Consider the following 22914-nt stretch of genomic DNA (forward strand, 5'->3'; position numbering starts at 1 on the left):
TCGGCGCACTCCTGTCATAACGCGCCCGTAGCAGGAAACGTGCCAGGTGGGCATGTATTCTTTTGGTACAAGCTTGGCAGAGGCGAGCGAAATTGCAGATGTAGTCGCCGCCGACGGCAGGATATCGCCGCTTATATTGTCGTCTTGTTCACCCTTTCATTTAAGCAAGCCGAAGGAAATGAGGACTACTTTGAAGGGAAATTCTACGATGACAAGGGCGGGATACGGCCTTCGGCCGCGGGGGAGAATGGCGTTATGCACGAACCGAGTGCCAGGCGATGGGAATCGACCGATGCCCTGACAGCCGAAACGCGGCGCATCGTCGCCGCGACGGAGGCGATGATGGCATCGACCGCCCATCATCTTTCCGAGGGCATCGAGAACCTGCGCCTCAAGGAAATCGTCCACGAGCTTCCGGATTTCCTCTACGTCAAGGATCGTGACAGCCGCTTTGTCTTCGCCAATGCCGTCACCGCCAGCAGCCTCGGCGTGCAGAGCGCGGCGCAGATCACCGGCAAGCGCGATTTCGACCTGTTCGATTTCGAAACGGCGCGCCACCATTTCGATATCGAGCAGCAGATCATGGCGACGGGCGAAGCCCGCATCGACATGGAGGAATCCTACATCCTTCCCGGCGGCAAAAGACCGATATGCCGGCTGACCTCGAAGATACCGCTGCGCAACGATCGCGGCGAGGTCGTCGGTCTGATCGGCGTGTCCCGCGATATCACCGAGCGCAAGCTTCAGGAGGATCTCCATCGCGGCCAGGCGAAACTGCTCGAAATGATCGCCCGCAACGAGCCGTTGCCGATGATCCTCGAGGCGCTGGTGCTGATGATCGAATCGCAGCTGACGGGGATCGACGGATCGGTGCTGCTGCTCGACAGCGAGGGCACCAGGCTCTATCACGGCGCCGCTCCCAATCTGCCCGGCGGTTATAGCCGCCTGATCGACGGCGTCACCATCGGTCCCAAGGTCGGCTCCTGCGGCACCGCCGCATGGCGCGGTCAGACCGTCATCGTCGAGGACGTGATGGTCGATCCGCTGTGGGAGGATTTTCGCGCGCTGATTGCGCCGTTCGGCTTCCGCTCCTGCTGGTCGACGCCAATCGCCACCTCGCAGAACAACGTGCTCGGCACCTTTGCGCTCTATTCCAGGGAAGTCCGCCGTCCCACCGAGCATGAGATGACGCTGGTGGCGCTCGCCACCCACATCGCCGGCATCGCCATCGAGCGCAAGCGCGTCGATGACCGCATCCATTTCATGGCCCATCATGACGATCTCACCGGCCTGCCGAACCGCGCCTTCCTGAAAGAACGGCTGGCCAATATCCTCGACCAGGCCCGGCGCAACAACCGCAAGGTGACCGTCGCCTATATCGATCTCGACAATTTCAAGGATATCAATGACGGCCGCGGCCATGCCGCCGGCGACGAGGTGCTGAAGGAGGTTGCCGCCCGCATGGCCAACAGCGTGCGGGCCTCCGATATGGTCGTGCGTCTCGGCGGCGACGAATTCCTCGTGGTGCTCGTCCACCAGTCGAGCCATGATGCCGGCATCACGCGCCGCCTTCGCGAGCTGCAGAAGGCGATCAACCGGCCGATCCGCGGTGAGGATGGCGAGCTCACCGTCACCGCCAGCATCGGCGTTGCTGCCTTCCCGTTCGATGGCGCCACCTCGCAAGAGCTTCTCGCCAATGCCGACCGCGCCATGTACCGCGCCAAGGAACTCGGCCGCAACACATTGCAGCATCATGAGGGCGGCAGCACGCCCGTCGGAATGCCGCTTGGCGAACAGGAGGAACTGCACCAGGCAATCACCGGCGACCAGCTCTTCCTGCAATACCAGCCGCAGGTCGATGTCGCCACCGGCCGCATCACCGGGCTCGAGGCGCTGGTGCGTTGGAACCATCCGGCCAAGGGCAGGGTGCCGCCGGTCAATTTCATTCCGCTCGCCGAAGAGACCGGCCTGATCGTCCCCCTTGGCCTCTGGGTGCTGAACGAGGCCTGCCGCCAGGCGCGCCAGTGGCAGGATATGGGCCTGACGCCGCTGACGATCGCCGTCAACGTCTCGGCCAAGCAGTTCGCCGATCCGGATTTCGCCACCCATGTCGCCGAGGCGCTCGATCGCCACCGGCTGCAGTCGCGCTGGCTGGAGCTTGAGGTCACCGAAAGCGTGGTGATGCAGGATGCCGAGCGCGCGCTTGCCATGATGGAATCGCTGCGGGCGCTGGGTGTGCGCCTGTCGATCGACGATTTCGGCTCCGGCTATTCCAGCCTTGCGGCACTGAAGACCTTCCCCTTCGACCGGTTGAAGATGGACCGTTCGCTGGTCGAGGCCCTGCCGGGCGACAAGACCGCCGTCGCCATCGCCTCGGCCGTCATTTCACTGGCGCAGACGCTGAAGCTTTCGGTGCTGGCCGAAGGCGTCGAAACCGATGCCCAGATGGATTTCCTGCGCCACGCGCATTGCGAGGAGGCGCAAGGCTACCGCTTCTCCAAGCCCGTCTCTCCGGAGGAGATCCCGGCATTGCTGAAGGCGCGCAGCCTCTAATCAGCCGCCTTGATTTCTAAACGCGAATGACATTGAGCCGCAGAGCGCTGACGACGGCCTGCGTTCGCGTGGTGCATCCCAGTTTCTTGATCGCGCTGCCGATGTGATTGTTCACGGCATTTTCGGAGAGATCGAGAAGTTTGGCAATTTCATTGCCCTTCCTGCCGCCGGCGGTCAGCCTCAGGCAGTCCAGTTCGCTCGCCGTAAACTCGATGGGCTTGTGTTTCTCGTTCAATGTCAGCTGCGAGAGCCGGTCGTAGATCAGCGTGGCGATGAACAGCAGCTTCGCCATCTCGATCATGCTGAAATTCCGCGACCCCGAAATCGACATGGCGCCGCGTCCGCCCGCGGCATCGTGGACGGGAAAATAGGCGCCTTTTTCCATGCCGTATCGGTTGAACAGCTCGATGACCGTCGACTTCTTGCCTTCGCCGCGATTGGTATTGATCGCTTCGACGTCATAGTTGAACGGGCTGGTCGATCTCAGCATCCGGCGGATGACCGGGCTGTCGATCATCAGATTATGGGCGTCATAGAAATCCACCATCTCCGCCGGCCAATTGGTGATGATCTTCGTCGCGCCGATTTCGAGGATGTCGACGGTCGGCAGCGTCATGAACAGGAAGGCATTCATTCCAAGGTCTTGCGTGAGACCCTTCATATATTTGAACACTTCGTAATGCGTGTTGAAGCCTGCGGCGACTTCCTCGATTCGACTGAATTCGGCCTCGAGCTTCATGTCTTCTCCATCAGCCGCCGCATCCGGGCGCTTGGCCACGGCCGCCTCATTCCTCAAATCGCAATCGATACAGAGAATGATGCAGCAATTCAAAGTGTTACAGCGTCCTTTGCGCGTCCGAAAGACGTGCAAAGGACGCTGTAATGTGCCGGGCGAATCCGCTCGGATCGGATGTGGATTCTACACGGTTGGAGGACGCTGCAACATGTGGCAGCGGAAGAAAAAGACAAGGCCTTAACTGCCGGGAAAAGTACGCTTACGAGACAACCAGCCCTTAACAAATCGTAAAGGCGCTTTCTGGCTTCCGGGCACAAAAGCGGTGAAAGATCGCCAATGTCGGCATGGAAAATCCACCGCGGCAAATCTTGTATCGAACCGATACGTTCGAAACGAATGCTTATATCAGATTGATTTTATTGACACATTTCTCCTCTGCCTGATTGGCTCGAAGAGCCTGTATGGGTGAATGACCGGGTTAATGGATACTTAAAGAATTTGCCGGATTTTATCTTCAGATTGCTCGTCCAGCGCAAGCTCGCAGTGGGAGCGCTGCTGGCACTCTTTGAGGGGACCGCACACCGACCGCCAATCGACGATGTCTTCCGCCAATTCGTTTTGATCGATGAAATTGTACTAAGTAACTGTAAATATTAGAGGAATATGTCGTGCCCTGGCAAGTCTTGATCGGAAATGTGGCTGCGGTTGCGCTCGTCATTTCGGTGTGGATGCACCTGCATTACAAGTTCTACCGCCTGTCGAAGGTCCAGGCAGAACTTGGTTTCGGCTTGATGATGGGCCTTGGGGCAGTCTTGTCGATGCTGCTGTCCGTCGAGGTCGACAGCGGCTATTATCTCGATCTCCGTTCGACCTTGCTGGCGGTCTCGGCAGTCTACGGCGGTCCGCTGGCGGTTCTGATGACAGCCGCCCTCACATCCGTGCAGAGGATCTCCATGGGTGGCGCCGGTGTCGAGCCGGCACTGATCTCGATCATGCTGGTATCCGTGTTTGGACTGGCGGTTCACTTGCTGTTTGGCAGGGGCTCGGCGGATGTCAAAAAGGCTCTGGCTTGTGCCGTTACGGTGGCCGCGGTCACATTGGTGATGAGCATTTTCCATCGAGGTGGCTGGTCGCATATCACGACTGTCAGCCTTGCCGTCATAGGCGTGAAATTCGCCGCGACCTTGGCCGCGGCATCCGTCATTACCTATTTCCATGCCTTTACCCTCGAGCGGGATATCTTGAAGGCCGCGCTGACCCAGGCGCCGGATTTCCACTATGTCAAAGACCGGAATAGCCGCTTCGTCGTCACCAACCTCAACGTCGCGCGAAACCACGACCGCACCAAATCTTCGGAGATGGTCGGCCTGACGGATTTCGATCTCTATCCCAGCGAAATGGCGCAAGCGTTCTTCGATCACGAACAGGAGATCATGGCCACCGGCGAACCCATCGTCGACTTCGAGGAACCGCTCGTCCAAGAGAATGGCCGGGAACGCTGGTTCATGACGTCGAAGGTCCCGTTGCGGAACCGCCACGGCGATCTGATCGGACTTTCCGGCGTGACCCGCGATATCACCGAGAAAAAGCGCCTCATTCAGGAAGCGCTCGACAGCAAGAACGTGCTGTCCCAGGCGATGACGGAAATGTCCGATGGGCTTGCCATGTTCAATTCCGCGGGCCGGCTGGTGTTTTGCAACGATCAGTATCGCGCCGCCTTTCCCCGTTCAGCCGATGCCAGACGGCCCGGCGCTGCTATAACCGACATTCTGCAGGCCGTTATGCGCAACGGTGAGCGGATCGACGTCGGCCCGGATGCCGGCGAGGATTGGATAGAGACGGAAGCAGCCCAGCTTTTCCTGACCCATGATAGTGACATACCGATGTTCGATGGACGCTGGCTCAGGCAGCGCACCCGTTTGGCGGCCGACGGCTCCGCCCTGGTGGTGGTTTCCGACATCACCTCGATGAAGCACTCCGAGGAACGGCTGACGCAGCTCGCCATGAAGATGAAAGGGCTGGCCGACACCGACGCATTGACCGGTATTGCCAATCGCAGAGTGTTCAACGAGGCGATCTCGGAAGAGTTTGCCCGCGCCCGCCGGGCCGAATCCGCTCTCAGCCTGCTGCTGATCGATGTCGATCACTTCAAGGCCTACAACGATACCTATGGTCATCTCGAAGGAGACAATTGCCTGAGGATGATCGGCGAGGTCCTCAGGTCGATTGCCAAGCGCCCCTGCGACCTCGCGGCGCGATTTGGCGGGGAGGAGTTCGCCATCCTGCTGCCCGGCACGGACAGGGACGGCGCGGTGCGGCTTGCCAAGATGCTGCGCTCGGCATTGCATCGGCGCGCAATCCCGCACAGTGAGAGCAGCAAAATGATCGTGACGGTCAGTATCGGTGTGGCGAACATCTTGGATCGATTTGCGACGCCGGCAGAATTGGTAGCGGCCGCAGACCGGGCGCTTTACGCGGCGAAAAAGCACGGTCGCGACCGTGTTGAAGCCGCTGCAGTTCAAGCAAGAGCGGCGTGAGCTCCGACACTTCGGACACGTCTCGCCCCTATTTCTCAGCGAGCCTCACTTTGCAAGCTTGCCGATCGCCTCGATCTCGTTCGTCCATATGCCCGCCGCATAGTCCTGTGGCAGCCGTGCCAGTTGCGTGGGGTCGTCGATGCCGCTGGAAAAATCGCTGCCGCGATAGGGGCCGAGCACGAAGACCTCTGTCCCGGCATCCTGCATCCGGTTGAGAAAACGGTCCGGCCAGCCCCAGAGCCACGGCGCGATATTGATCGGCACCAGCATCATCCGATGTTTGCAGGCGTCCGGCAGCACGCCGCTCCAGCCATAGCCGATATAGCCGAACAGGCAGCCCTTCAGGCTCTTTCGCGAGGCGGTCCTGATATCGGGCGAAAGCCGGCGCACGGCGTCGATCGGCTCGTCGCCGCCATAGACTGTGATATTGGCCCGTCGCGCGGCGGGAAGCCCGTTGAGCACGGCGGCGAGCTTTTCGCCCTCGGAAGGGTCGCGGCTCTTGACGTTGATGAGGAAGCGCCGATCCGGAAAGGTCGTCAGCACCTCGGCAAGCGTCGGCATCATGCCGATGCCCTGGCCGCGAAAGGGAAAGGTCTTGCCGCCATCGGCCGTATAGCCATAGCCGAGGTCGAGCTTCTTCATGTCGGCCATCGAATGCTCGCGCGTGACGCCGTGCCCGTCGGTGCGGCAGTCGAGCGTCCAGTCGTGAAAGACGGCGAATTGCCCATCCGTCGTCGGATGCACGTCGATCTCGACCATATCGGCGCCGGCTGCAAAGCCTGCCTGCATCGAGCGGATGGTATTTTCGAGATAATCGTGTTTCGGCGGCAGCATGCGGGCGGCCGTGCAGGTATCGTTCTTCAGATCGGTTTCGTCGAACCGCTGGGCGATGCCGCGATGGGCGAGCAGCACCGGTTTTCCCGGCCGATGCTCTGCGAGCAGGTTGGTATTGTTGAGGTAGATGCCGGCGGCTGCAGCGGCGATTGCCGCCGCGCAATAGAGAAGCTTCCTGCCCAAGATTTATCCCCCTCCGGTTGCATCGAACGCACAAGGGCTAGAAAGCGATTCCGGTTGTTCTTGGGCCCTTTTCCGGCTTTTCTATGCCATCGCCTATTTGCCGGACGGGAGCCTGATCGCTATGGAACCACAAGACGACGAGCTCATCCATTTCCAAGCGCATGGCGCCGCCCCGTTGCCGCCGGCAGCAGTCGAAGGCCATGTCGAGCACGACGGCGCCCGCATCTGGTATGCGAGCTACGGCGCCGGCCCTCCCGTCATTCTGTTGCATGGCGGCCTCGGCCATAGCGGCAACTGGGGCTATCAGATCCCGGCACTGTTGCTGAGCCGCCGCCGCGTCGTGCTGATCGACAGCCGCGGCCACGGAAGAAGCAGCCGCGATATCAGGCCCTATGCCTATGAGTTGATGGCTGCCGACGTGCTTGCCGTCATGGACGAACTCCATATCGATAAGGCGGCGATCGTCGGCTGGAGCGACGGCGCTTGCATCGCTCTGATCCTGGCCATGACGGCGCCGTCGCGGGTTGAGGGCGTCTTTTTCTTCGCCTGCAACATGGATCCGAGCGGCACGCTGGAATTTCATCCGACCCCGGTCATCGACCGATGCTTCAGCCGGCACGCCAGCGATTATGCCGCCTTGTCCGCCACGCCGGACGATTTCCATCCTTTTGTCGAGGCGGTCAGCCTGATGATGCGGACGGAGCCGAATTATGACGCGGCCGACCTCGGCCGGATCCGCGTGCCGGTCGCCATCGTGCTCGGCGAACATGATGAATTCATCAAGCCCGACCATGCCGAATATCTGGCCCGCAGCATTCCGGACGCTGCGATGATCTATCTCCCGGGCGTCAGCCATTTCGCGCCGCTGCAGCGGCCGGCCGAGTTCAACGCCGCGGTGGTCACCTTCCTCGATGGGATAGGATCACCGGCGTGAGCGGCGCATTCGATCGTGAGCTTTTCCAGCCCCTCTGGCCTCGCGCCCATTTCCCGCTATCTCTCGCTTCATGAGACCTGATGCGCTGCTCTATCCCGCCCCCGAAGGGCTCTATTGCCCCGAAGGCGGCTTCTATGTCGATCCGGTGCGGCCAGTCGAGCAGGCGCTCGTCACCCACGGTCATTCCGATCACGCCCGGCCGGGCCATGTGAACGTGCTTGCCACCCGCCAGACGCTCGACATCATGCGTCTGCGTTACGGCGAGGGTTTTTGCGCCAGCGAGCAGGCCGCCGCCTTCGGCGAGGCGCTGCTGGTCAACGGAGTCAAGGTGAGCTTTCATCCGGCTGGCCATGTGCTCGGCTCGGCCCAGATCGCCATCGAGAAGAACGGCACCCGCATCGTCGTCTCCGGCGATTACAAGCGCCGCCCCGACCCGACCTGCGAGGCCTATGTGCCGGTTCCCTGCGATGTCTTCATCACCGAGGCGACCTTCGGCCTGCCGGTCTTCCATCATCCCGATCCGATGGACGAGATCGGCAAGCTGCTGGCGTCGCTGCGGCAATTTCCAGAGCGCACCCATCTCGTCGGCGCCTATGCGCTGGGCAAGGCCCAGCGTGTCATCCGGCTGCTGCGCGATGCCGGTTATGCCGAACCGATCTATATCCATGGCGCCATGGAAAGGCTCTGCGACTATTATATCGGAGAGGGCATCGATCTCGGCGAGCTGCTGCCGGCCACCATCGAAAGCCGCGACAAATCAGCCTTCAGGGGCGCCGTCGTCATCGGTCCGTCATCGGCCTTCGCCGACCGCTGGGCTCGCCGTTTCAACGAACCGTTGCCGGCCTTCGCCTCCGGCTGGATGATGGTGCGCCAGCGCGCCAAACAGCTCGGCGTCGAACTGCCGCTCGTCATCTCCGATCATTGCGACTGGCCGGAACTGACGGAAACGATCCGGGAACTGCACCCGGCCGAGGTCTGGGTGACGCATGGCCGCGAGGAGGCCCTGGTGCGCTGGTGCCAATTGCAAGGCATCAAGGCGAAACCGCTGCATCTGGTGGGGTATGAGGACGAGGGGGATTGAGGATGGAGTTCGTTGCTGAAAATCCGTCCCCAAACCCTCCCCACAAGGGGGAGGGGATGCCGCGCCTCACCCGTCGCATTTTACCTCTGACGGCCTTGCATGCAGCGACGTTGCCTTGGGGCGAGGCGTTGCCGCAGGTTAGTTCCTCCCCCTTGTGGGGAGGGCTTGGGGAGGGGGCTTTTCCATGCTCCATTGGGGAGGGGGCTTCCTCGAGAGCCGGGAGGCGCCCATGAAAGCCTTCGCCGACCTCCTCGACCGCCTTGTGCTCACCCCCAGCCGCAACGGCAAGCTGAAGCTGCTCACCGATTATTTCCTCGACACGCCGGACCCCGACCGCGGCTATGGCCTTGCCGCCATCGCCGGCACGCTGGAGGTGCGCAACGTCAAGCCTGCCATGCTGCGCGAGCTGGTGCTGGAGCGCATGGACGAGGTGCTGTTCCGTTATTCTTATGACTATGTCGGCGATCTTGCCGAAACCATCTCGCTCGTCTGGGACAATGAGAGGGATATCGACCGTTCGGCACTCGCTCAGCCGCGTCTCGGCGAAGTCGTCATCGGCATGAACGCGCTCGGCCGCACCGAAGTGCGGAGCTTCGTCCGCGACCTGCTCGACCGGCTGGATTCGTCCGGCCGTTTCGCCTTCATCAAGCTGGCGACCGGCGCCATGCGCATCGGCGTTTCCGCCCGCCTTGCCAAGCAGGCGCTCGCCGATCTCGGCGGCAAGGACGTGACCGAGATCGAAACCCTCTGGCATGGCCTGCAGCCACCTTACGAGACCTTGTTCACATGGCTGGCAGGCGGCGGCGAAAAGCCGGTGCTGGCCACACCGGCGATTTTCCATTCCGTCATGCTCGCCAATGCGGTGGAGGAGGGCGATCTGGCCGGCCTCGATCCGGCCGGCTACGCCGCCGAGTGGAAATGGGACGGCATCCGCGTCCAGCTCTCCCGCTCGGGCGACAGGCGCAAGATCTATTCCCGTTCCGGCGACGACATTTCGGGCGCCTTTCCCGATATTCTCGACGCGATCAATTTTTCCGGCGTCGTCGACGGCGAGCTGCTGGTCGGCGGCACCGCCCGCTCCAACAGCCCGACCCGAACTTTCTCCGACCTGCAGCAGCGCCTGAACCGCAAGACGGTGACGGCGAAGATGCTTGGCGACTATCCCGCCTTCATCCGTACCTATGACCTGCTCTTCGACGGCGAGGAGGATGTCCGCGGCCGCTCCTATATCGATCGCCGCGACCGGCTGACCGAGATTATCGACCGCGCCCCCCATGACCGTTTCGACCTCTCGCCGCTCGTGCCGTTCTCCTCATGGGAGGAACTCGACGCCCTGCGCGCCGCCCCGCCCGATCCCGTCATCGAAGGCGTGATGATCAAGCGCCGCGACAGCATCTACCAGGCCGGCCGCATGAAGGGCCCCTGGTTCAAGTGGAAGCGCAATCCTTACAATGTCGATGCGGTGCTGATGTATGCCCAGCGCGGCCATGGCAAGCGCTCCAGTTATTATTCCGATTTCACCTTCGGCGTCTGGGCCGACGACGAGGACGGCGAGCAACTGGTGCCGGTGGGCAAGGCCTATTTCGGCTTTACCGATGCCGAACTCGAGGTGCTCGACAAATTCGTGCGCAACAATACCACCGAGCGTTTCGGCCCGGTGCGGGCCGTGCGCGCCGACAGGGATTTCGGCTTCGTCGTCGAGGTGGCTTTCGAGGGCATCAACCGCTCGACCCGGCACAAATCCGGTGTCGCCATGCGTTTTCCCCGCATCGCCCGCCTGCGCCCCGACAAACCCTCCTACGAGGCAGACCGGTTGCGCACGCTGATCGCCATGATCGACGCCAAACCGGCGTGACCGGATGGATATTGCCGAAGCGCGTTGCATGAATGACGCAGACTGGGGCAGAAGCCGTCAAGCGATCCGCCTACGGGTCCCAAGCGATGATTTCAAGATCCGGCCACAGCGTGCCCCACCGCGCGATCTTCTTCTCGTAGATTTCCCGGGTAATCTGCTTCTTGTTGGCTCGCACCACCGGGGCCAGGAGGTCCTTCAGGCCGTAGGGTGCAAACAGATCCAGCCCCTTGTCCACGGGGCGAATGCCGACGGCAGCGGCCGTGGTCGGAAAGGTCGTGATCGCCTCATCTGTGGATGTATACGGCGTTATTGAATGCCCGAACTTTTCCTTGTACCAAATATGAACTCTGGCCTGGTTCTTCACGTCTATCCAGACAGGTAGATTGGATAATAGCCCCCGAATACGGGCAGAGTGATCTGCTTCGGCGCTTTCGGACAGATCATTGCCATCGAAATAAACAATATCGATGTCATTGATGCCGTGATCGTGGGCAAAGCCAAAGGCGTGGTTCCATACTGTCTGGGCGATCGCCCCGGCCACCAATCGCGCATCAGGCAACCCGATACGGTCCCAGTGATCGAGCACTGTCGAGAGAAGCGGACTGTCCGAAATGATCGCCTGGAGTTTCATGTGCGGATTCAGCGTCAATTCCCCCTTTTCGCTTATCCAACGCGATTCCCGATATAAGATTGTTGCGATAAGGTTTGCGTGGCAACCTGCGCAACAATGACGCAGGGCAATATTTTCAACACCATGTGTATTGGCGGCAACGATCTTCCGGTGCAGATTTTGCATGCCGGGGAGATGATTTGGGTGCTGCGTTATGAGCTCGCGTGAACAAAATTCCTTTTTCCTCCAACGCCGTGCCGTGCTGGCGGGGCTTGCCGGTGCATTCGTCCTGCCGCGGATGGCGGCCGCCTTCGATGTCCCGGACGAGCCGCGCCTCGCCAAAGGCGACTATGCCAAAGTCCGCCACCATTTCCGCACCAAGCTGTTGCAGAAGGGTCCGGCGCCCGACAAATACGAACCGCTGAATGCGCCTGCCGATGCCGACAAGATCTTCTACCGCTCCGGCTACGGCGAGTTGGAACTGGCGGCCTGGGTTTCGAAATACAAGCGCGAGCGCGCCGCCAAACCGGCCGTGCTCTTCCTGCACGGCGGCAATGCCATGGGCATCGGCCACTGGCAGTTGATGAAGCCCTATATGGATGCCGGTTATGTCGTGATGATGCCGTCGCTGCGCGGCGAAAACGGCCAGATGGGCAATTTCTCCGGTTTCTATGACGAGGTCGACGATGTGCTCGCCGCCGCCGAGCGCCTGGCGCATCTGCCGGGTGTCGATCCCGAACGCCTGTTCATCGCCGGCCACAGCATCGGCGGCACGCTGACCATGCTGGCGGCGATGAGCACCGATAAGTTCCGTGCCGCGGCGCCGATTTCGGGCAATCCCAATGCTTTCCGCTTCTTCAGCCGCTATCCCCAGGATATCCGCTTCGACGACAGCAATGCGCATGAGTTCGAGGTGCGGTCGGCGCTGTGTTACGCCCACAGCTTCAAATGCCCGGTCCGTGTCGTCCACGGCACCGAAGAGGCCCATTTCAACGACCGCGCCGATCTGCTTGCCCGCCGCGCCCGCGCCGCCGGCATCCATATCGAAACCGATACCGTCGCCGGCAACCACACCTCGGCGCTGCCGGCCGAGATCGAACAGAGCATCCGCTTCTTCCACGGGGTGGCGGCCTGAGTTTTGCCGATACCGGCAGCAGCGATGAAGTGTGACGGATGATTGATTGCGATCCCGCCGCCGCCCACGGTGGCGGGCTCATCGTTTGCTGATCTTGCTTTTCCCACCCCAACACCAGCCTCGCGCCAGCCGCAGATGCCATCGTCCCGGCAGATGTCGTTGTCTGCCGATCGTTGATAAGGGTGGTTCCATGAATTTTCTGCGCCGGGTCTTCCCGATTGCCGGGCTTGTGATTGCCGTTGCGTCGCTGAGCGGCTGCAACATTCTCATTCCCGATGTCGCCGCCGATTCGCCCGCCCGCTTCGTCCAGGAAACCTCGCCGGTGTTTTATCAGCCGCCAGGCGTCGATCCGCGCCGGGTGCGGCCCATTCCCGATCAGCCGGTGCCGCAGACGCGCGAACTCTACAAGACCCAGTTCCATCAGACCTACGGCCTGCCGATCACCAATCCCGTGCACATGGCGATGTATGGCCAGCTTCGCGACGAGGATTTCACCCTGCCGGCGATCCCGATCAGCCGCGTGCAGCCGCAGTTCCTGCGCCAGGAGGTCGATTATCAGACGACAGAGCGGCCCGGCACCGTGATCGTCGATACCAAGACGCGCTTTCTTTATTTCGTCGAGGGCAACGGCAAGGCGATGCGCTACGGCGTCGGCCTCGGCCGCGACGGTTACGCCTGGTCGGGCCGCGGCACCATCCAGTGGAAGCAGAAATGGCCGCGCTGGACGCCGTCAGTCGAAATGGTCTCGCGCCAGCCTGAGGTTCGCCCCTTCGGCGCGGAGAATGGCGGCATGAATCCGGGACTGATGAACCCGCTCGGCGCCCGCGCCATGTATATCTTCAAGGGCGGGCAGGACACGCTCTACCGCATCCATGGCACGCCCGACTGGCAGTCGATCGGCAAGGCCACTTCATCTGGCTGCGTGCGCATGCTGAACCAGGACGTCATCGATCTCTACGACCGCGTTCCGGCCAAGGCTGAGATCGTTGTGATGTAGCGCTGCAACAGCGCGACCCATATCGTCTGCCCCAGGCCGGACACGTCTGCGTGAAGCTATGGTTTATTTGGCGCAAGCCGATAGATTCACTGATGTCGTTATCCCAGGATTCCCGCATCAAAGGAAATCAGTCCCGCGTCATGAGCTTCGATAGACATCTTTCCCGCCGCAGCTTTCTTTCCTTTTCGGCATTGACCGCAGCCTCCGCACTCACCGGCTGCGCCTCCAGCGCCAACACGGTGACATCAGGCGATACAACGATCATTTACCGTTCGCCCATGCGCCTGTTCCAGTCCCCGGGGGCGTCGAGCGTGCCGAGCGGAGCCGAGCTTGCCGTCATGTATGGCCCCATCGAGGACGGCGGCTTTCTCATTCCCGCCGTTCCCTACGAACAGATCGATCCGCGCTATTATCGCCAGCGCGTCGTCGATCCCACCGGCCAGCCGCCGGGCACCATCGTCGTCGATACGCCATCGCGTTTCCTCTATCTCGTCCAGAGCGATGGCATGGCGATGCGTTACGGCGTCGGCATCGGCCGCGAGGGTTTTGCCTGGCAGGGCTCGGGCGTCATCCAGTGGCGGCAGAAATGGCCGCGCTGGAAGCCGCCGAACGAGATGGTCGCCCGCCAGCCGGAACTCGTCAAATATTCGATCGACAACGGCGGCATGGAGCCGGGCCTGAAGAACCCGCTCGGCGCCCGCGCGCTCTATATCTTCTCGAATGGCGAGGACACGCTCTACCGCCTGCACGGCAATCCCGACTGGCGCTCGATCGGCAAGGCCGTCTCATCGGGCTGCGTGCGGCTGATGAACCAGGATATCATCGATCTCTACGACCGCGTGCCGACAAAGGCGCCGATCGTCGTCTGGCAGTAATGATCACCAGGGCGGCCCACAATCCGGCCGCCCCGGATCGATCTTTTTCCCCGAGGAAGTCATTGCTTCCGCCCAAAAGCACCTGCTTTCGCTTGAGCAAGAGTTTTCATTTTGCGCCGGCAGGGGATTTTATTTTTCGAAATACCATTGCTTAATTCGATAAATATCCTACATGGTGCGTATCGAATTGCTTGCGACCTTTGTCCACGCGCTGAAGCGCTCCGTCAGATATCCTCTCAACATCGATACGGCTTGTCGGATATCTCTCCGCAGGCGAACACAAACGGTTGAAAAGGAGATCGTTATGAATTCAGGCGTCGTCAAGTGGTTCAATGGCACCAAGGGCTTTGGCTTCATCCAGCCCGATGATGGTTCTACCGACGTTTTCGTTCACATTTCAGCGGTTGAACGCGCCGGCATGCGCGAACTCGTTGAAGGCCAGAAGATCCGCTACGATCTCGTCCGCGACAAGAAGTCCGGCAAGAACTCGGCTGATAATCTTCAGGCCGCATGATTTGTCATTCGCCTGCGCTGACCATGAACATGGCGGCGGGCTGACCAAATGCTGGCAGTGAGCTGACCACGGATGTACTGGCAGCGAACTGACCAAAGATTGGCAGCGGGCTGAGTGACTGGAAGAGGTCGGGTCCGAGCCCGGCCTTTTTGCTTTGATCGCCTGGCTTTGCTGATTTGATCGCCCGGCCTTTGATTGATCGATTGCGCAGCCGAAGAGTCGAAGGGACGCTGAAATGGGCAGACCAAACTATAAAGTCGGCGACATGATCGTGCTGAAATCCGGCCTCACCCGCACGGCGAAAGCCGATAAGCGGTGCCGGATTTCCAGCATACTGCCCAACGACCACGGGCATGTGCAATATCGGGTCCAGTTCGATGCGGAGAATTTCGAGCGCCGCATCACTGAGGCCGATATCGATACGGGGGAAACGCCATCCAGGGTTTCTCCCGAGGCGGCGGCCAAGTCCGATGGCGCCGAGCCATGGCTGAAGTTTTCGAGCATCAAGATCGGGAAGTAGTCCCGCCGTTTTTACTATGACAGCGCGGCCTTGCCGCCGACAGGAAGGATATCGTTTTGCAGGTTCTCGTCAGGGATAACAACGTCGATCAGGCGCTCCGCGTGCTCAAGAAGAAGATGCAGCGGGAAGGTCTGTTCCGGGAAATGAAGGCGCGCAGCGCCTTTGAGAAGCCGTCCGAGAAGCGCGCCCGCGAAAAGGCCGAAGCCATTCGCCGCCAGCGCAAGCTTGCCCGCAAGAAGCTGCAGCGCGAAGGTCTGCTGCCGGCACCGAAGAAGGTTCTTCGCGCCCGCTAAACCTAGCCGTGGAACCACGGCGCCTGCCGTGGAATCACGGCGCCTGCCGTGGAATCGTGGCGCCAAACATGGAGCCGCGGTTCCAGCCGCGGAGCCACGACTCTAGCGCCGCCATCACCTGAGAAAGGGGCACATGACCGCCACCAAGGGAGAATTCTTCAATCCCGCCAAGCTCTCGTCTCGCGACAAGGCGGAAGCGACCGATCATACGGCGCGCGCCATCATCGCCGCTGAGGCATCGGCTCGTGACAAGAAGACGGAGAAGCTGAAAGCACTGCGCCTGCAGCAGGAGGCCGAAGCCGAACCTAAGGCGCCGCCTGCAAAGAAGCGCCGGTCGCCGGCCAAGCCGGCTGCGGGACGGCCCTGATCCTCGGTGGGTGCCCTTATTTAGGCTGACCGGGTGGACGCGTTCAGCCGTCCGTGCCGGCGTGGGCGAGATTGCCGCGCAGCCGATGCAGCATGTCGCGCATCTCGGCCATTTCCTTGAGCGTGCAGCCGGCGGCTTGTCCGATCGCCGTCATGATCGTATCGATCTCCCCCTTCATCGCCTCACCTCTCGGGGTCAGTGACACGATTACCTGCCGTTCGTCGCGCAGGTCGCGGATGCGCTTGATCAGCCCGCCCTGTTCCAGCCGTTTCAACAGCGGCGACAGCGTGCCGGAATCGAGATCGAGCTGCTCGCCGATCGTCTTCACCGGCAACTCGCTGCGTTCCCAGAGCACCAGCATCACCAGATATTGCGGATAAGTCAGCCCGACCCGGTCGAGGATTGGCTTGTAGGCGCGGGTGAATGCATGCGCCGTCGCATAGACCGCGAAGCACAACTGCTTTTCCAGTCGTTTCTCCTCTTGCGGTATCTCCATCGTCTTCGTCGTGTGCGCTTTCATATCCATCATCCTTGAGGCCTTATTGTCCTCTTTTCGAATTCGAAATGCAATTTGCAAAATTCACTTGCGTGCAATTTAATTGTGCGATATTAAAAATCCAACCCGATCGAAGGGCCAATCAAAGGAGATCGTCATGCCTATTCTCTATACGACCAAAGCCTCTGCCACCGGCGGCCGCGCAGGCCGCGCCGTTTCCGAAAACGGCGTTCTGGACGTGACGCTGACCGTTCCCAAGGAACTCGGCGGCGACGGCGCGACCGGCACCAATCCCGAACAGCTCTTCGCTGCCGGTTACTCCGCCTGCTTCCTCGGTGCTCTGAAATTTGTCGCGGGCCAGCAGAAGGTCAAGATTCCGGAAGAGACGACGGTTTCCGCCAAGGTCGGCATCGGCCCGCGTGAAGATGGCGGCGGCTTCGGCATCGAAGTGGCGCTGACGGTCAATATCCCCGGTCTCGACCGCGAAACTGCCGAAAAGCTCGCCGCCGCGGCCCACATCGTCTGCCCCTACAGCCACGCCATGCGCACCTCGACCGAAGTTCCGGTCACGGTTGCCTGATCGGCTTTAAGAAAAGCGGCAGCCACGATGGCTGCCGCAATCTGCCGGCAGGGCAGGGCCATTGACCTGGTGGGAAATCGGTTCGATTTCAGCTCCGCATCGCGATCAGCGCCGCCGAACCCGCCATCAGCCCTGCCGCCGACCGGTTCACCGCCCGCATCTGGCGTGGTGAGCGGATGAAGGCGCGGGCTCTTGCCGCGACCATGAGATAGGCGACTTGCACGCCGAGATCGATCGCAAGGCCGAGAGCGACGATCACGGCTATCTGCGATACCGACAGCGCCGTCAGATCGAAGGCCTGTGGCAGAACCGCCCCGAAAAACACCACCGCTTTCGGATTGCCGAGCGTCAGCAGCATGCCGGCGAGCAAGCCGCGCTTGCCGCCCGCCTGCGCCTGGATGCCATCAGGCGCGCTCGTCCAGAGCTTCCAGGCTATGAACAGCAGATAGGCGACCCCCAGCCATTTGACGATGACGAAGGCGGCCTCGAAGCGCAATGCCAACGCCGAAAGCCCTGAGATCGCTGCCACCAGCCAGAGCGAATTGCCGGCGACCATGCCGAGGATGAAGGTAAGCGTCGAGCGCCCGCCACGGGTAAGCACCTGCGCGATCAGCGCGCCCTGGGCCGGTCCCGGAAGGGCGGCGGCGAGTGTGAAGGGAATGATGAAGAACCAGATGCTCATAGCTCGCCTATTCCGCCGTTGCCCGCCTGTTATGACGGGAAGGCCGCGGTGACGCAACGGCCTTCAGCGTTTCGGCCGGCATGGATGATAGCGCCTGCAGGTCCTGCCGCAGCCGCGCGGAACCGCCATCCGAGAGCCTGCCGTCAAGCAGCGCATGCGTTTTTTCCCAGATCGGCAGCGCCTTTGCCAGCGCCGCCTTGCCATCGGCGGTGAGGCTCAGCAGCCGGCCGCGCCTATCCCGGGGGTTCTCCATCACTGCGACCCAGCCCTTGCGCTGCAGCGGCTTCAGCGCCGCCGTCAGCGTTGTCTGGTCCATGGCGAGCAGGGCGGCGACCGGTCCCATCGGCGGCGGTTCCGGCCGGTTCAGCGACATCATCAGCGAAAACTGCCCATTGGTCAGCCCCGCCGGCCTCAGCGCATCGTCGAACAGTCGGGCAAGTGCGCGCGCCGCCCGCTGCACATGCAGGCAGAGGCAGGTGTCGCGCACCATCAGCGTCGTGGAAAAGGGAATCTCGATCGAATTTGACATGCTCCATTTCTATTGATATCAATGTAATTAGTCAAGGAAAAGGAGCGTGCCGGAGGAGGGCGCATTCCATGCAGAATGAGGTTGTTTCCCGAGAAGAATGGCTCGAAGCCCGCCGCGCCCTGCTGCTAAAGGAGAAGGAGGCGACGCGGCTGCGCGACAGCGTCAACGCCGCCCGTCTGGCGCTGCCCTGGGTGAAGGTCGACAAGGATTATGTCTTCGACACGCCGGAGGGAAAGAAATCGCTCGCCGATCTTTTCGACGGCCGCAGCCAGTTGCTGGTCTATCATTTCATGCTCGGTCCCGATTGGGATGCCGGCTGCACCGGCTGTTCCTTCCTGTCGGATCATGTCGACGGCGCCCTGCCGCATCTGAACCATCACGACGTCACCTGGGTCGCCGTTTCGCGCGCGCCGCTCGACAAGATCGCCGCCTACAAGCGGCGCATGGGCTGGCAATTTCCCTGGGTCTCTTCCTTCGGCAGCGATTTCAATTTCGATTATCACGTTTCTTTCAGCCCGGAGGATCTTGCCAAAGACAAGGTCTTTTACAATTTCACGCCTATGCCGCCGGCTGATGCCAATGACGAGCTGCCGGGCCTCAGTGCTTTCTACCGCAACGACAAGGGCGAGGTCTTTCATACCTATTCGAGTTATGCCCGCGGCCCGGAAGAACTGATCGGCACCCTGATGATCCTCGACCGCGCCCCGAAGGGCCGTAACGAGGACAGCACGATGAATTTCGTGCGCCGCCACGACGAATATGAGGGGGCCCCGAAGGCGCCATCCTGCTGTCACTGAGCCGGGATGCGGAAAGACGACGCCACCATCACTCAAGGGAGAAGAGGACGATGAAGACCGCTGAAGTGCTGAAGGAACATTCCTTCCTGGAAAGACTGATCGGCGAATGGACCGTCACCGCACCCGATATGACCGGCAGCGAGCCCTGGACGGAAACCGTGCGCTCGCTGCACGGCATCTGGTTCGTCGCCGAAGGGACCGGCCGCATGCCGGATGGTAAAGAGGCGACCAGCATCCTGACGCTTGGCTACAACGCCGCAAAAGGCAAATATATCGGCAGCTGGATCGGCAGCATGATGGACTATATGTGGGTCTATGAGGGCGAACTCGACGCATCCGGCAATGTGCTGGACCTTTATACGACAGGTCCCGACTTCAATGGCGAGGGACTTGCCGATTACCGCGAGCAGATCACCTTCACCGACGCCGATCACCGCATCTTCATCTCCAGCGCCAAGCAGCCTGACGGTTCCTGGAAGCAGTTCATGGAAGCACATTACGCCCGCAAGATCTGACAATCACGGCGCTCGACCTTGAAAGAAGGGGTTTCGAAAAAGAGGCCTCGGGAAAGGAGCGTCGAAAATGGGAGAGTAGGATGTCCGAGACGCATGGAAAGTTCATCTGGTGCGAGTTGATGACCCCCGACACAGCGGCTGCTGCGAAATTCTACAGCTCCGTCGTCGGCTGGACGACCTCCGAAATGAAAATGGAGGGCATGCCGACCTATACGATCTTCGAGGCGAACGGCATCGGCGTCGCCGGCCTGATGGAGTTTCCGGCCGAACTCGAGGGCAAGGGCATTCCACCGAACTGGACGGGTTATGTCGATGTCGACGACGTCGATCAGTCGGCCAAGGATTTCGCCGCCAATGGCGGTTCGGTCCGCCGTCCGCCGGAAGACATCCCGACCATCGGCCGCTTCGCCGTCGTCGCCGATCCGGGTGGCGCGGTGATCTGTATCATGACGCCGGCGCCGATGGACAAAACCTGGCCGGAACTGGCCTTCGACGCGCCCGGCAATATCGGCTGGCACGAACTCTACGCCGGCAATGGCGAACAGGCGCTGGCCTTCTATTCCAAGCTGTTCGGCTGGACGAAGCACAGCGATTTCGACATGGGTCCGATGGGCGTCTACCATCTCTTCGCCCATGGCGGCCGGCAGATCGGCGGCATGATGACCAAGCCGGACAATATGCCGATGCCCTTCTGGTGCTACTATTTCATCGTGCCGGCGATCGACGCCGCGATCGAACGCGTCACCTCAGGCGGCGGCAAGGTCGTCAACGGCCCGATGGAGGTCCCCGGCGGCAGCTGGATCATCCAGGCCACCGACCCGCAAGGCGCCTTCTTCTGCCTGGTGGCGCCGAAGCGGTAGGTTTTGCCGCATTTTTGGCGGTGTGGCGTAAAGCCCCCTTATCCGCCCTACGGGCACCTTCTCCCCGAGGGGAGAAGGGGGAATCGAGACGTCGCCACGAGTCCCTTCTCCCCGCGGGGAGAAGGGCGGCAGCCGGATGAGGTGGCTTCACGGCACACGGCCAACACCAATCACACCCATCCATCACCCCGCAACCGAAGCAAAGAACCCTTCCGGGCTCTCCACCTCCACCAGCCGCTTCTTCTCGATCAGCCAGAACCGGTTGCCCACCGCCCGCACGAAACTGCGGTCGTGCGAGACCAGCAGGCAGCTCGCTTCATGCGACATCAGTTCGCCCTCCAGCGCTTCCTGTCCATCGATGTCGAGATGGTTGGTCGGCTCGTCGAGCAGGTAGAAGTTCGGCTCCGCCAGCCTCAGCACCAGCATGCCGAGCCGCGCTTTCTGGCCGCCGGACAGCTGGCCGATCGGTTTTGCCTGCATGTCGATCGTCATGCCGGCGCCGGCCAGCAGGGCGCGTGCCCGCTGGTCGCCGACATCGAAGCGGCGGATGATCGTGCCGATCGGCGTGTCGCTGTCGGCGAGATCGGCAAGCGCCTGGTCGCCATAGCCGAGCACGAGCGAAGGCGTCGCCTTGATGCAGTCGCGCGCCGTCTCCGGCCTTTCGATCGCCTGCTTCAGCATCGACACCAGCCGCGACTTGCCGGCGCCGTTGAGGCCGAGCAGCACGATGCGGTCGCCTTGGCAGATGAATTGCCGGCCGGTCTTGAATAGAGGCGTCCCATCCGGCGTCGTCACGGCCGCATCCTCCAGCGTCACGAGCACCTTGGCATGCGTGCCGCGATTGGCGAGCCGGATGGCGCCGGCCGAGCGCTCGAGATGCGCCGGTTTTGCCGCATCCTCCAGCTTCTCGGCCCGCTGCTTGAGCTGCTTCGTCTTGACGACGAGCAGGTCGCTGCCCGAATTGATGCCGATATTGTTGAGCTTCGCCGCCTGCTTGCGCAACTGCTCCGCCACCTTCATGTCGCGCTCGTAGCGCCGGGCCTCTGACGCATCGGTTTCGTCGAGGGCGGCGCGCGCGCGCGCGTAGGGCAGGGCGAAGACCGGCGATTGCTCCGGCCGCAGGAACAGCGTCCGGTTGGTCGTCGCATCGAGGAAGGCGCGGTCGTGGCTGGACAGGATCACCGGCACGTCGCGCGGCAGCGCATTCAACCAGCCTTCGAGCTGGGCGATCTTTTCAAGGTCGAGATGGTTGGTCGGCTCGTCGAGCAGAAGCACGTCGGGCTCGCTCACCCAGGTGCGGGCAAGCATGGCCAGCCGTTGCCATCCGCCGCTCAACTGCTTCAGCGGCCGCTGGCGCATGGCCTCCGGCACCTCGAGCGATTCCAGCACCACGTCGACGCGCCAGCTCTCGCTTTCGGCCTGATCGGCCGGCAGCGCCTGCAGCACGGCATCATAGAACGGCGTGTCGAAAAGCCCGGGCGGTACATTCTGCGCGACATGGCCGACGGTCAGCCCGCGCGCCTTGGTGATCTCGCCCTCGCTCGGCTCCAGCGCGCCGGTGATGCAGGCAAGCAGCGTCGATTTCCCCCGCCCGTTGGCGGCGACGAGGCCGATGCGATCGCCAGTGTTGACGACGAGATTGAGCTTGGAAAACAACGGATTGCCCAGCGTCACGCCGAGATTGCGGATATTGATGAGTGTCATGATCGTTCTCTGGTCTTGACCGGGTATCACACGCGATCCGGGGCATTCAGCCATCACGGGATTGCGCGTATCGGACCCGGAAATTGAGAAGAATGCGCGCTGTCAGCTACGGCGTCGCATTGGCCACGAAGGGCAGACCAGGAAGAGATGTCGAGAAACGGCCTCTGGTCAGCCCTGCAAACGCGTTTGCAGGGCGTTGACGGGACCACGCTGGCGATTAAACCGAAAATAATACTGCATTGCGTGATCCTCCTTTCTCGACAGAGTTGCAGTGTTGAAATACCATTGCCGGCAAAAAGAGGCAAGGAGGCACGCCTCTCCATCTCGCGATGGCTGCCCCTCACCCTAACCTGACCGGGGTCAAGCCGCTCGTCTCGACCCGTCCTTCGGACCCCCCGTAAACGGGGCGAGGGGACGTGCCCGGAGAAAGGTTGGTGGGGACGGAGAGGTTGCGGCTATCCCCGTTCGCCCGCGAGCGGGGAGAAGGTGCCGGCAAGGGGCCGCTGCTGCTCAATTACTGATTAATTCAGCTCACCCCCCCGCCAATTCCAGCCGCCGCTGCTCTATCGCGATACTCTCGAGAAACGTCTCGTCATGGCTGACCACCATCAACGCCCCATCATGGGCGCGCCGCCCAGCCTCGACCGCTGATATCAAGTCGATGTCGAGATGGTTGGTCGGCTCGTCGATCAGGAGCGTCATCGTAACCAGAAGTGTCGCAATGGCT

At 61.6% G+C, this 22914-nt stretch carries 24 protein-coding genes; 16 read left to right on the forward strand and 8 right to left on the reverse strand.

From position 1 onward, the window contains the following. The first annotated feature begins 255 nt into the window (after nt 1–255). Nucleotides 256–2553 carry an EAL domain-containing protein gene (locus tag FHT79_RS28395; protein WP_047614196.1) on the forward strand — a complete coding sequence of 766 codons (2298 nt, stop codon included), beginning with the start codon at nt 256–258 and terminating at the stop codon, nt 2551–2553. A 16-nt stretch (nt 2554–2569) separates the two neighbouring features. On the opposite strand, the gene FHT79_RS28400 is transcribed toward FHT79_RS28395, so the two are convergent. After that, on the reverse strand, nt 2570–3292 hold the full coding sequence (locus tag FHT79_RS28400) for a LuxR family transcriptional regulator (RefSeq protein WP_183904600.1): 723 nt from the start codon (nt 3290–3292) through the stop codon (nt 2570–2572). Nucleotides 3293–3957: 665 nt separating this feature from the next. On the opposite strand from FHT79_RS28400, the gene FHT79_RS28405 reads away from it, so the two are divergent. Beyond that, nucleotides 3958–5826, forward strand: coding sequence for a diguanylate cyclase (locus FHT79_RS28405; protein WP_183904581.1), 1869 nt, complete (start codon nt 3958–3960; stop codon nt 5824–5826). Nucleotides 5827–5871: 45 nt separating this feature from the next. On the opposite strand, the gene FHT79_RS28410 is transcribed toward FHT79_RS28405, so the two are convergent. Continuing rightward, on the reverse strand, nt 5872–6843 hold the full coding sequence (locus FHT79_RS28410) for a glycerophosphodiester phosphodiesterase family protein (protein WP_097595756.1): 972 nt from the start codon (nt 6841–6843) through the stop codon (nt 5872–5874). Between the two features lie 121 nt (nt 6844–6964). Here FHT79_RS28410 and FHT79_RS28415 point away from each other — a divergent pair, with 121 nt between their 5' ends. The 3 genes from FHT79_RS28415 to FHT79_RS28425 all read left to right on the forward strand — a co-directional run bounded on the left by FHT79_RS28415 (nt 6965) and on the right by FHT79_RS28425 (nt 10713). Beyond that, nucleotides 6965–7777 carry an alpha/beta hydrolase gene (locus FHT79_RS28415; protein WP_183904582.1) on the forward strand — a complete coding sequence of 271 codons (813 nt, stop codon included), beginning with the start codon at nt 6965–6967 and terminating at the stop codon, nt 7775–7777. 70 nt (nt 7778–7847) lie between these two features. Continuing rightward, the gene (locus tag FHT79_RS28420; protein ID WP_048338326.1) at nt 7848–8858 is read left to right on the forward strand and encodes a ligase-associated DNA damage response exonuclease; all 1011 of its coding nucleotides are present in this window, start codon (nt 7848–7850) and stop codon (nt 8856–8858) included. A 229-nt stretch (nt 8859–9087) separates the two neighbouring features. Further along, entirely contained in the window at nt 9088–10713 is a 1626-nt protein-coding gene (locus FHT79_RS28425) for a cisplatin damage response ATP-dependent DNA ligase (protein ID WP_183904583.1), read from the forward strand. Nucleotides 10714–10783: 70 nt separating this feature from the next. Here FHT79_RS28425 and FHT79_RS28430 read toward each other — a convergent pair whose 3' ends face one another. Then, nucleotides 10784–11362, reverse strand: coding sequence for a nucleotidyltransferase family protein (locus tag FHT79_RS28430; protein WP_246714072.1), 579 nt, complete (start codon nt 11360–11362; stop codon nt 10784–10786). A 175-nt stretch (nt 11363–11537) separates the two neighbouring features. Between FHT79_RS28430 and FHT79_RS28435 the strand changes: the two genes are divergently transcribed. The 7 genes from FHT79_RS28435 (at nt 11538) to FHT79_RS28465 (ending at nt 16024) form a co-directional block, all read left to right on the forward strand. Further along, nucleotides 11538–12458 (forward strand): alpha/beta fold hydrolase, encoded by a 921-nt coding sequence (locus tag FHT79_RS28435; protein WP_029868116.1) that lies wholly within the window; start codon nt 11538–11540, stop codon nt 12456–12458. A gap of 190 nt (nt 12459–12648) precedes the next feature. After that, the gene (locus tag FHT79_RS28440; RefSeq protein ID WP_183904584.1) at nt 12649–13455 is read left to right on the forward strand and encodes a L,D-transpeptidase; all 807 of its coding nucleotides are present in this window, start codon (nt 12649–12651) and stop codon (nt 13453–13455) included. 140 nt (nt 13456–13595) lie between these two features. Continuing rightward, on the forward strand, nt 13596–14330 hold the full coding sequence (locus tag FHT79_RS28445; protein WP_029868114.1) for a L,D-transpeptidase: 735 nt from the start codon (nt 13596–13598) through the stop codon (nt 14328–14330). Between the two features lie 304 nt (nt 14331–14634). After that, complete coding sequence (locus FHT79_RS28450) at nt 14635–14844, forward strand: cold-shock protein (RefSeq protein ID WP_003546468.1); 210 nt, start codon at nt 14635–14637, stop codon at nt 14842–14844. A 235-nt stretch (nt 14845–15079) separates the two neighbouring features. Next, nucleotides 15080–15364 carry a hypothetical protein gene (locus FHT79_RS28455; protein WP_029868111.1) on the forward strand — a complete coding sequence of 95 codons (285 nt, stop codon included), beginning with the start codon at nt 15080–15082 and terminating at the stop codon, nt 15362–15364. A 56-nt stretch (nt 15365–15420) separates the two neighbouring features. Next, nucleotides 15421–15657: a 30S ribosomal protein S21 gene (gene rpsU / locus FHT79_RS28460; protein ID WP_003569533.1), complete on the forward strand. Its 237-nt coding sequence runs from the start codon at nt 15421–15423 to the stop codon at nt 15655–15657. A gap of 133 nt (nt 15658–15790) precedes the next feature. Beyond that, nucleotides 15791–16024, forward strand: a complete 234-nt coding sequence (locus tag FHT79_RS28465; protein ID WP_029868110.1) for a hypothetical protein — start codon at nt 15791–15793, stop codon at nt 16022–16024. Between the two features lie 43 nt (nt 16025–16067). On the opposite strand, the gene FHT79_RS28470 is transcribed toward FHT79_RS28465, so the two are convergent. After that, nucleotides 16068–16553, reverse strand: coding sequence for a MarR family transcriptional regulator (locus tag FHT79_RS28470; RefSeq protein ID WP_047614211.1), 486 nt, complete (start codon nt 16551–16553; stop codon nt 16068–16070). A 124-nt stretch (nt 16554–16677) separates the two neighbouring features. Between FHT79_RS28470 and FHT79_RS28475 the strand changes: the two genes are divergently transcribed. Then, nucleotides 16678–17100: an organic hydroperoxide resistance protein gene (locus FHT79_RS28475; RefSeq protein ID WP_029868108.1), complete on the forward strand. Its 423-nt coding sequence runs from the start codon at nt 16678–16680 to the stop codon at nt 17098–17100. A gap of 88 nt (nt 17101–17188) precedes the next feature. On the opposite strand, the gene FHT79_RS28480 is transcribed toward FHT79_RS28475, so the two are convergent. Then, a complete protein-coding gene (locus tag FHT79_RS28480; RefSeq protein WP_097630624.1) occupies nt 17189–17782 on the reverse strand; it encodes a LysE family translocator in 594 nt (197 codons plus the stop codon). Between the two features lie 7 nt (nt 17783–17789). Continuing rightward, nucleotides 17790–18311, reverse strand: a complete 522-nt coding sequence (locus FHT79_RS28485; RefSeq protein WP_183904585.1) for a MarR family winged helix-turn-helix transcriptional regulator — start codon at nt 18309–18311, stop codon at nt 17790–17792. A 68-nt stretch (nt 18312–18379) separates the two neighbouring features. Here FHT79_RS28485 and FHT79_RS28490 point away from each other — a divergent pair, with 68 nt between their 5' ends. From FHT79_RS28490 to FHT79_RS28500, 3 genes are all read left to right on the forward strand, one after another. Next, on the forward strand, nt 18380–19108 hold the full coding sequence (locus FHT79_RS28490; RefSeq protein ID WP_183904586.1) for a thioredoxin family protein: 729 nt from the start codon (nt 18380–18382) through the stop codon (nt 19106–19108). 50 nt (nt 19109–19158) lie between these two features. Then, nucleotides 19159–19623 carry a DUF1579 domain-containing protein gene (locus FHT79_RS28495; protein WP_132574028.1) on the forward strand — a complete coding sequence of 155 codons (465 nt, stop codon included), beginning with the start codon at nt 19159–19161 and terminating at the stop codon, nt 19621–19623. Between the two features lie 80 nt (nt 19624–19703). Continuing rightward, a complete protein-coding gene (locus tag FHT79_RS28500) occupies nt 19704–20483 on the forward strand; it encodes a VOC family protein (RefSeq protein ID WP_029868103.1) in 780 nt (259 codons plus the stop codon). A gap of 183 nt (nt 20484–20666) precedes the next feature. Here the strand turns inward: FHT79_RS28500 and FHT79_RS28505 are convergent, their stop codons facing one another. Continuing rightward, nucleotides 20667–22187, reverse strand: coding sequence for an ABC-F family ATP-binding cassette domain-containing protein (locus FHT79_RS28505; protein ID WP_097630628.1), 1521 nt, complete (start codon nt 22185–22187; stop codon nt 20667–20669). Nucleotides 22188–22718: 531 nt separating this feature from the next. Beyond that, nucleotides 22719–22889, reverse strand: coding sequence for a hypothetical protein (locus tag FHT79_RS28510; RefSeq protein WP_245450183.1), 171 nt, complete (start codon nt 22887–22889; stop codon nt 22719–22721). Nucleotides 22890–22914 lie beyond the last annotated feature (25 nt).

Source organism: Rhizobium sp. BK212, assembly GCF_014197475.1.
Classification (GTDB): Bacteria; Pseudomonadota; Alphaproteobacteria; order Rhizobiales; family Rhizobiaceae; genus Rhizobium; species Rhizobium anhuiense.

What these genes read in the sequence shown, in the direction of transcription:
- FHT79_RS28395 (WP_047614196.1), top strand. Translation starts at nt 256, where the DNA reads ATGCACGAACCGAGTGCCAGGCGATGGGAATCGACCGATGCCCTGACA.
- FHT79_RS28400 (WP_183904600.1), bottom strand. Translation starts at nt 3,292, where the DNA reads ATGAAGCTCGAGGCCGAATTCAGTCGAATCGAGGAAGTCGCCGCAGGC.
- FHT79_RS28415 (WP_183904582.1), top strand. Translation starts at nt 6,965, where the DNA reads ATGGAACCACAAGACGACGAGCTCATCCATTTCCAAGCGCATGGCGCC.
- FHT79_RS28420 (WP_048338326.1), top strand. Translation starts at nt 7,848, where the DNA reads ATGAGACCTGATGCGCTGCTCTATCCCGCCCCCGAAGGGCTCTATTGC.
- FHT79_RS28425 (WP_183904583.1), top strand. Translation starts at nt 9,088, where the DNA reads ATGAAAGCCTTCGCCGACCTCCTCGACCGCCTTGTGCTCACCCCCAGC.
- FHT79_RS28435 (WP_029868116.1), top strand. Translation starts at nt 11,538, where the DNA reads ATGAGCTCGCGTGAACAAAATTCCTTTTTCCTCCAACGCCGTGCCGTG.
- FHT79_RS28440 (WP_183904584.1), top strand. Translation starts at nt 12,649, where the DNA reads ATGAATTTTCTGCGCCGGGTCTTCCCGATTGCCGGGCTTGTGATTGCC.
- FHT79_RS28445 (WP_029868114.1), top strand. Translation starts at nt 13,596, where the DNA reads ATGAGCTTCGATAGACATCTTTCCCGCCGCAGCTTTCTTTCCTTTTCG.
- FHT79_RS28450 (WP_003546468.1), top strand. Translation starts at nt 14,635, where the DNA reads ATGAATTCAGGCGTCGTCAAGTGGTTCAATGGCACCAAGGGCTTTGGC.
- FHT79_RS28455 (WP_029868111.1), top strand. Translation starts at nt 15,080, where the DNA reads ATGGGCAGACCAAACTATAAAGTCGGCGACATGATCGTGCTGAAATCC.
- FHT79_RS28465 (WP_029868110.1), top strand. Translation starts at nt 15,791, where the DNA reads ATGACCGCCACCAAGGGAGAATTCTTCAATCCCGCCAAGCTCTCGTCT.
- FHT79_RS28470 (WP_047614211.1), bottom strand. Translation starts at nt 16,553, where the DNA reads ATGATGGATATGAAAGCGCACACGACGAAGACGATGGAGATACCGCAA.
- FHT79_RS28475 (WP_029868108.1), top strand. Translation starts at nt 16,678, where the DNA reads ATGCCTATTCTCTATACGACCAAAGCCTCTGCCACCGGCGGCCGCGCA.
- FHT79_RS28480 (WP_097630624.1), bottom strand. Translation starts at nt 17,782, where the DNA reads ATGAGCATCTGGTTCTTCATCATTCCCTTCACACTCGCCGCCGCCCTT.
- FHT79_RS28485 (WP_183904585.1), bottom strand. Translation starts at nt 18,311, where the DNA reads ATGTCAAATTCGATCGAGATTCCCTTTTCCACGACGCTGATGGTGCGC.
- FHT79_RS28490 (WP_183904586.1), top strand. Translation starts at nt 18,380, where the DNA reads ATGCAGAATGAGGTTGTTTCCCGAGAAGAATGGCTCGAAGCCCGCCGC.
- FHT79_RS28495 (WP_132574028.1), top strand. Translation starts at nt 19,159, where the DNA reads ATGAAGACCGCTGAAGTGCTGAAGGAACATTCCTTCCTGGAAAGACTG.
- FHT79_RS28500 (WP_029868103.1), top strand. Translation starts at nt 19,704, where the DNA reads ATGTCCGAGACGCATGGAAAGTTCATCTGGTGCGAGTTGATGACCCCC.
- FHT79_RS28505 (WP_097630628.1), bottom strand. Translation starts at nt 22,187, where the DNA reads ATGACACTCATCAATATCCGCAATCTCGGCGTGACGCTGGGCAATCCG.
- FHT79_RS28510 (WP_245450183.1), bottom strand. Translation starts at nt 22,889, where the DNA reads ATGACGCTCCTGATCGACGAGCCGACCAACCATCTCGACATCGACTTG.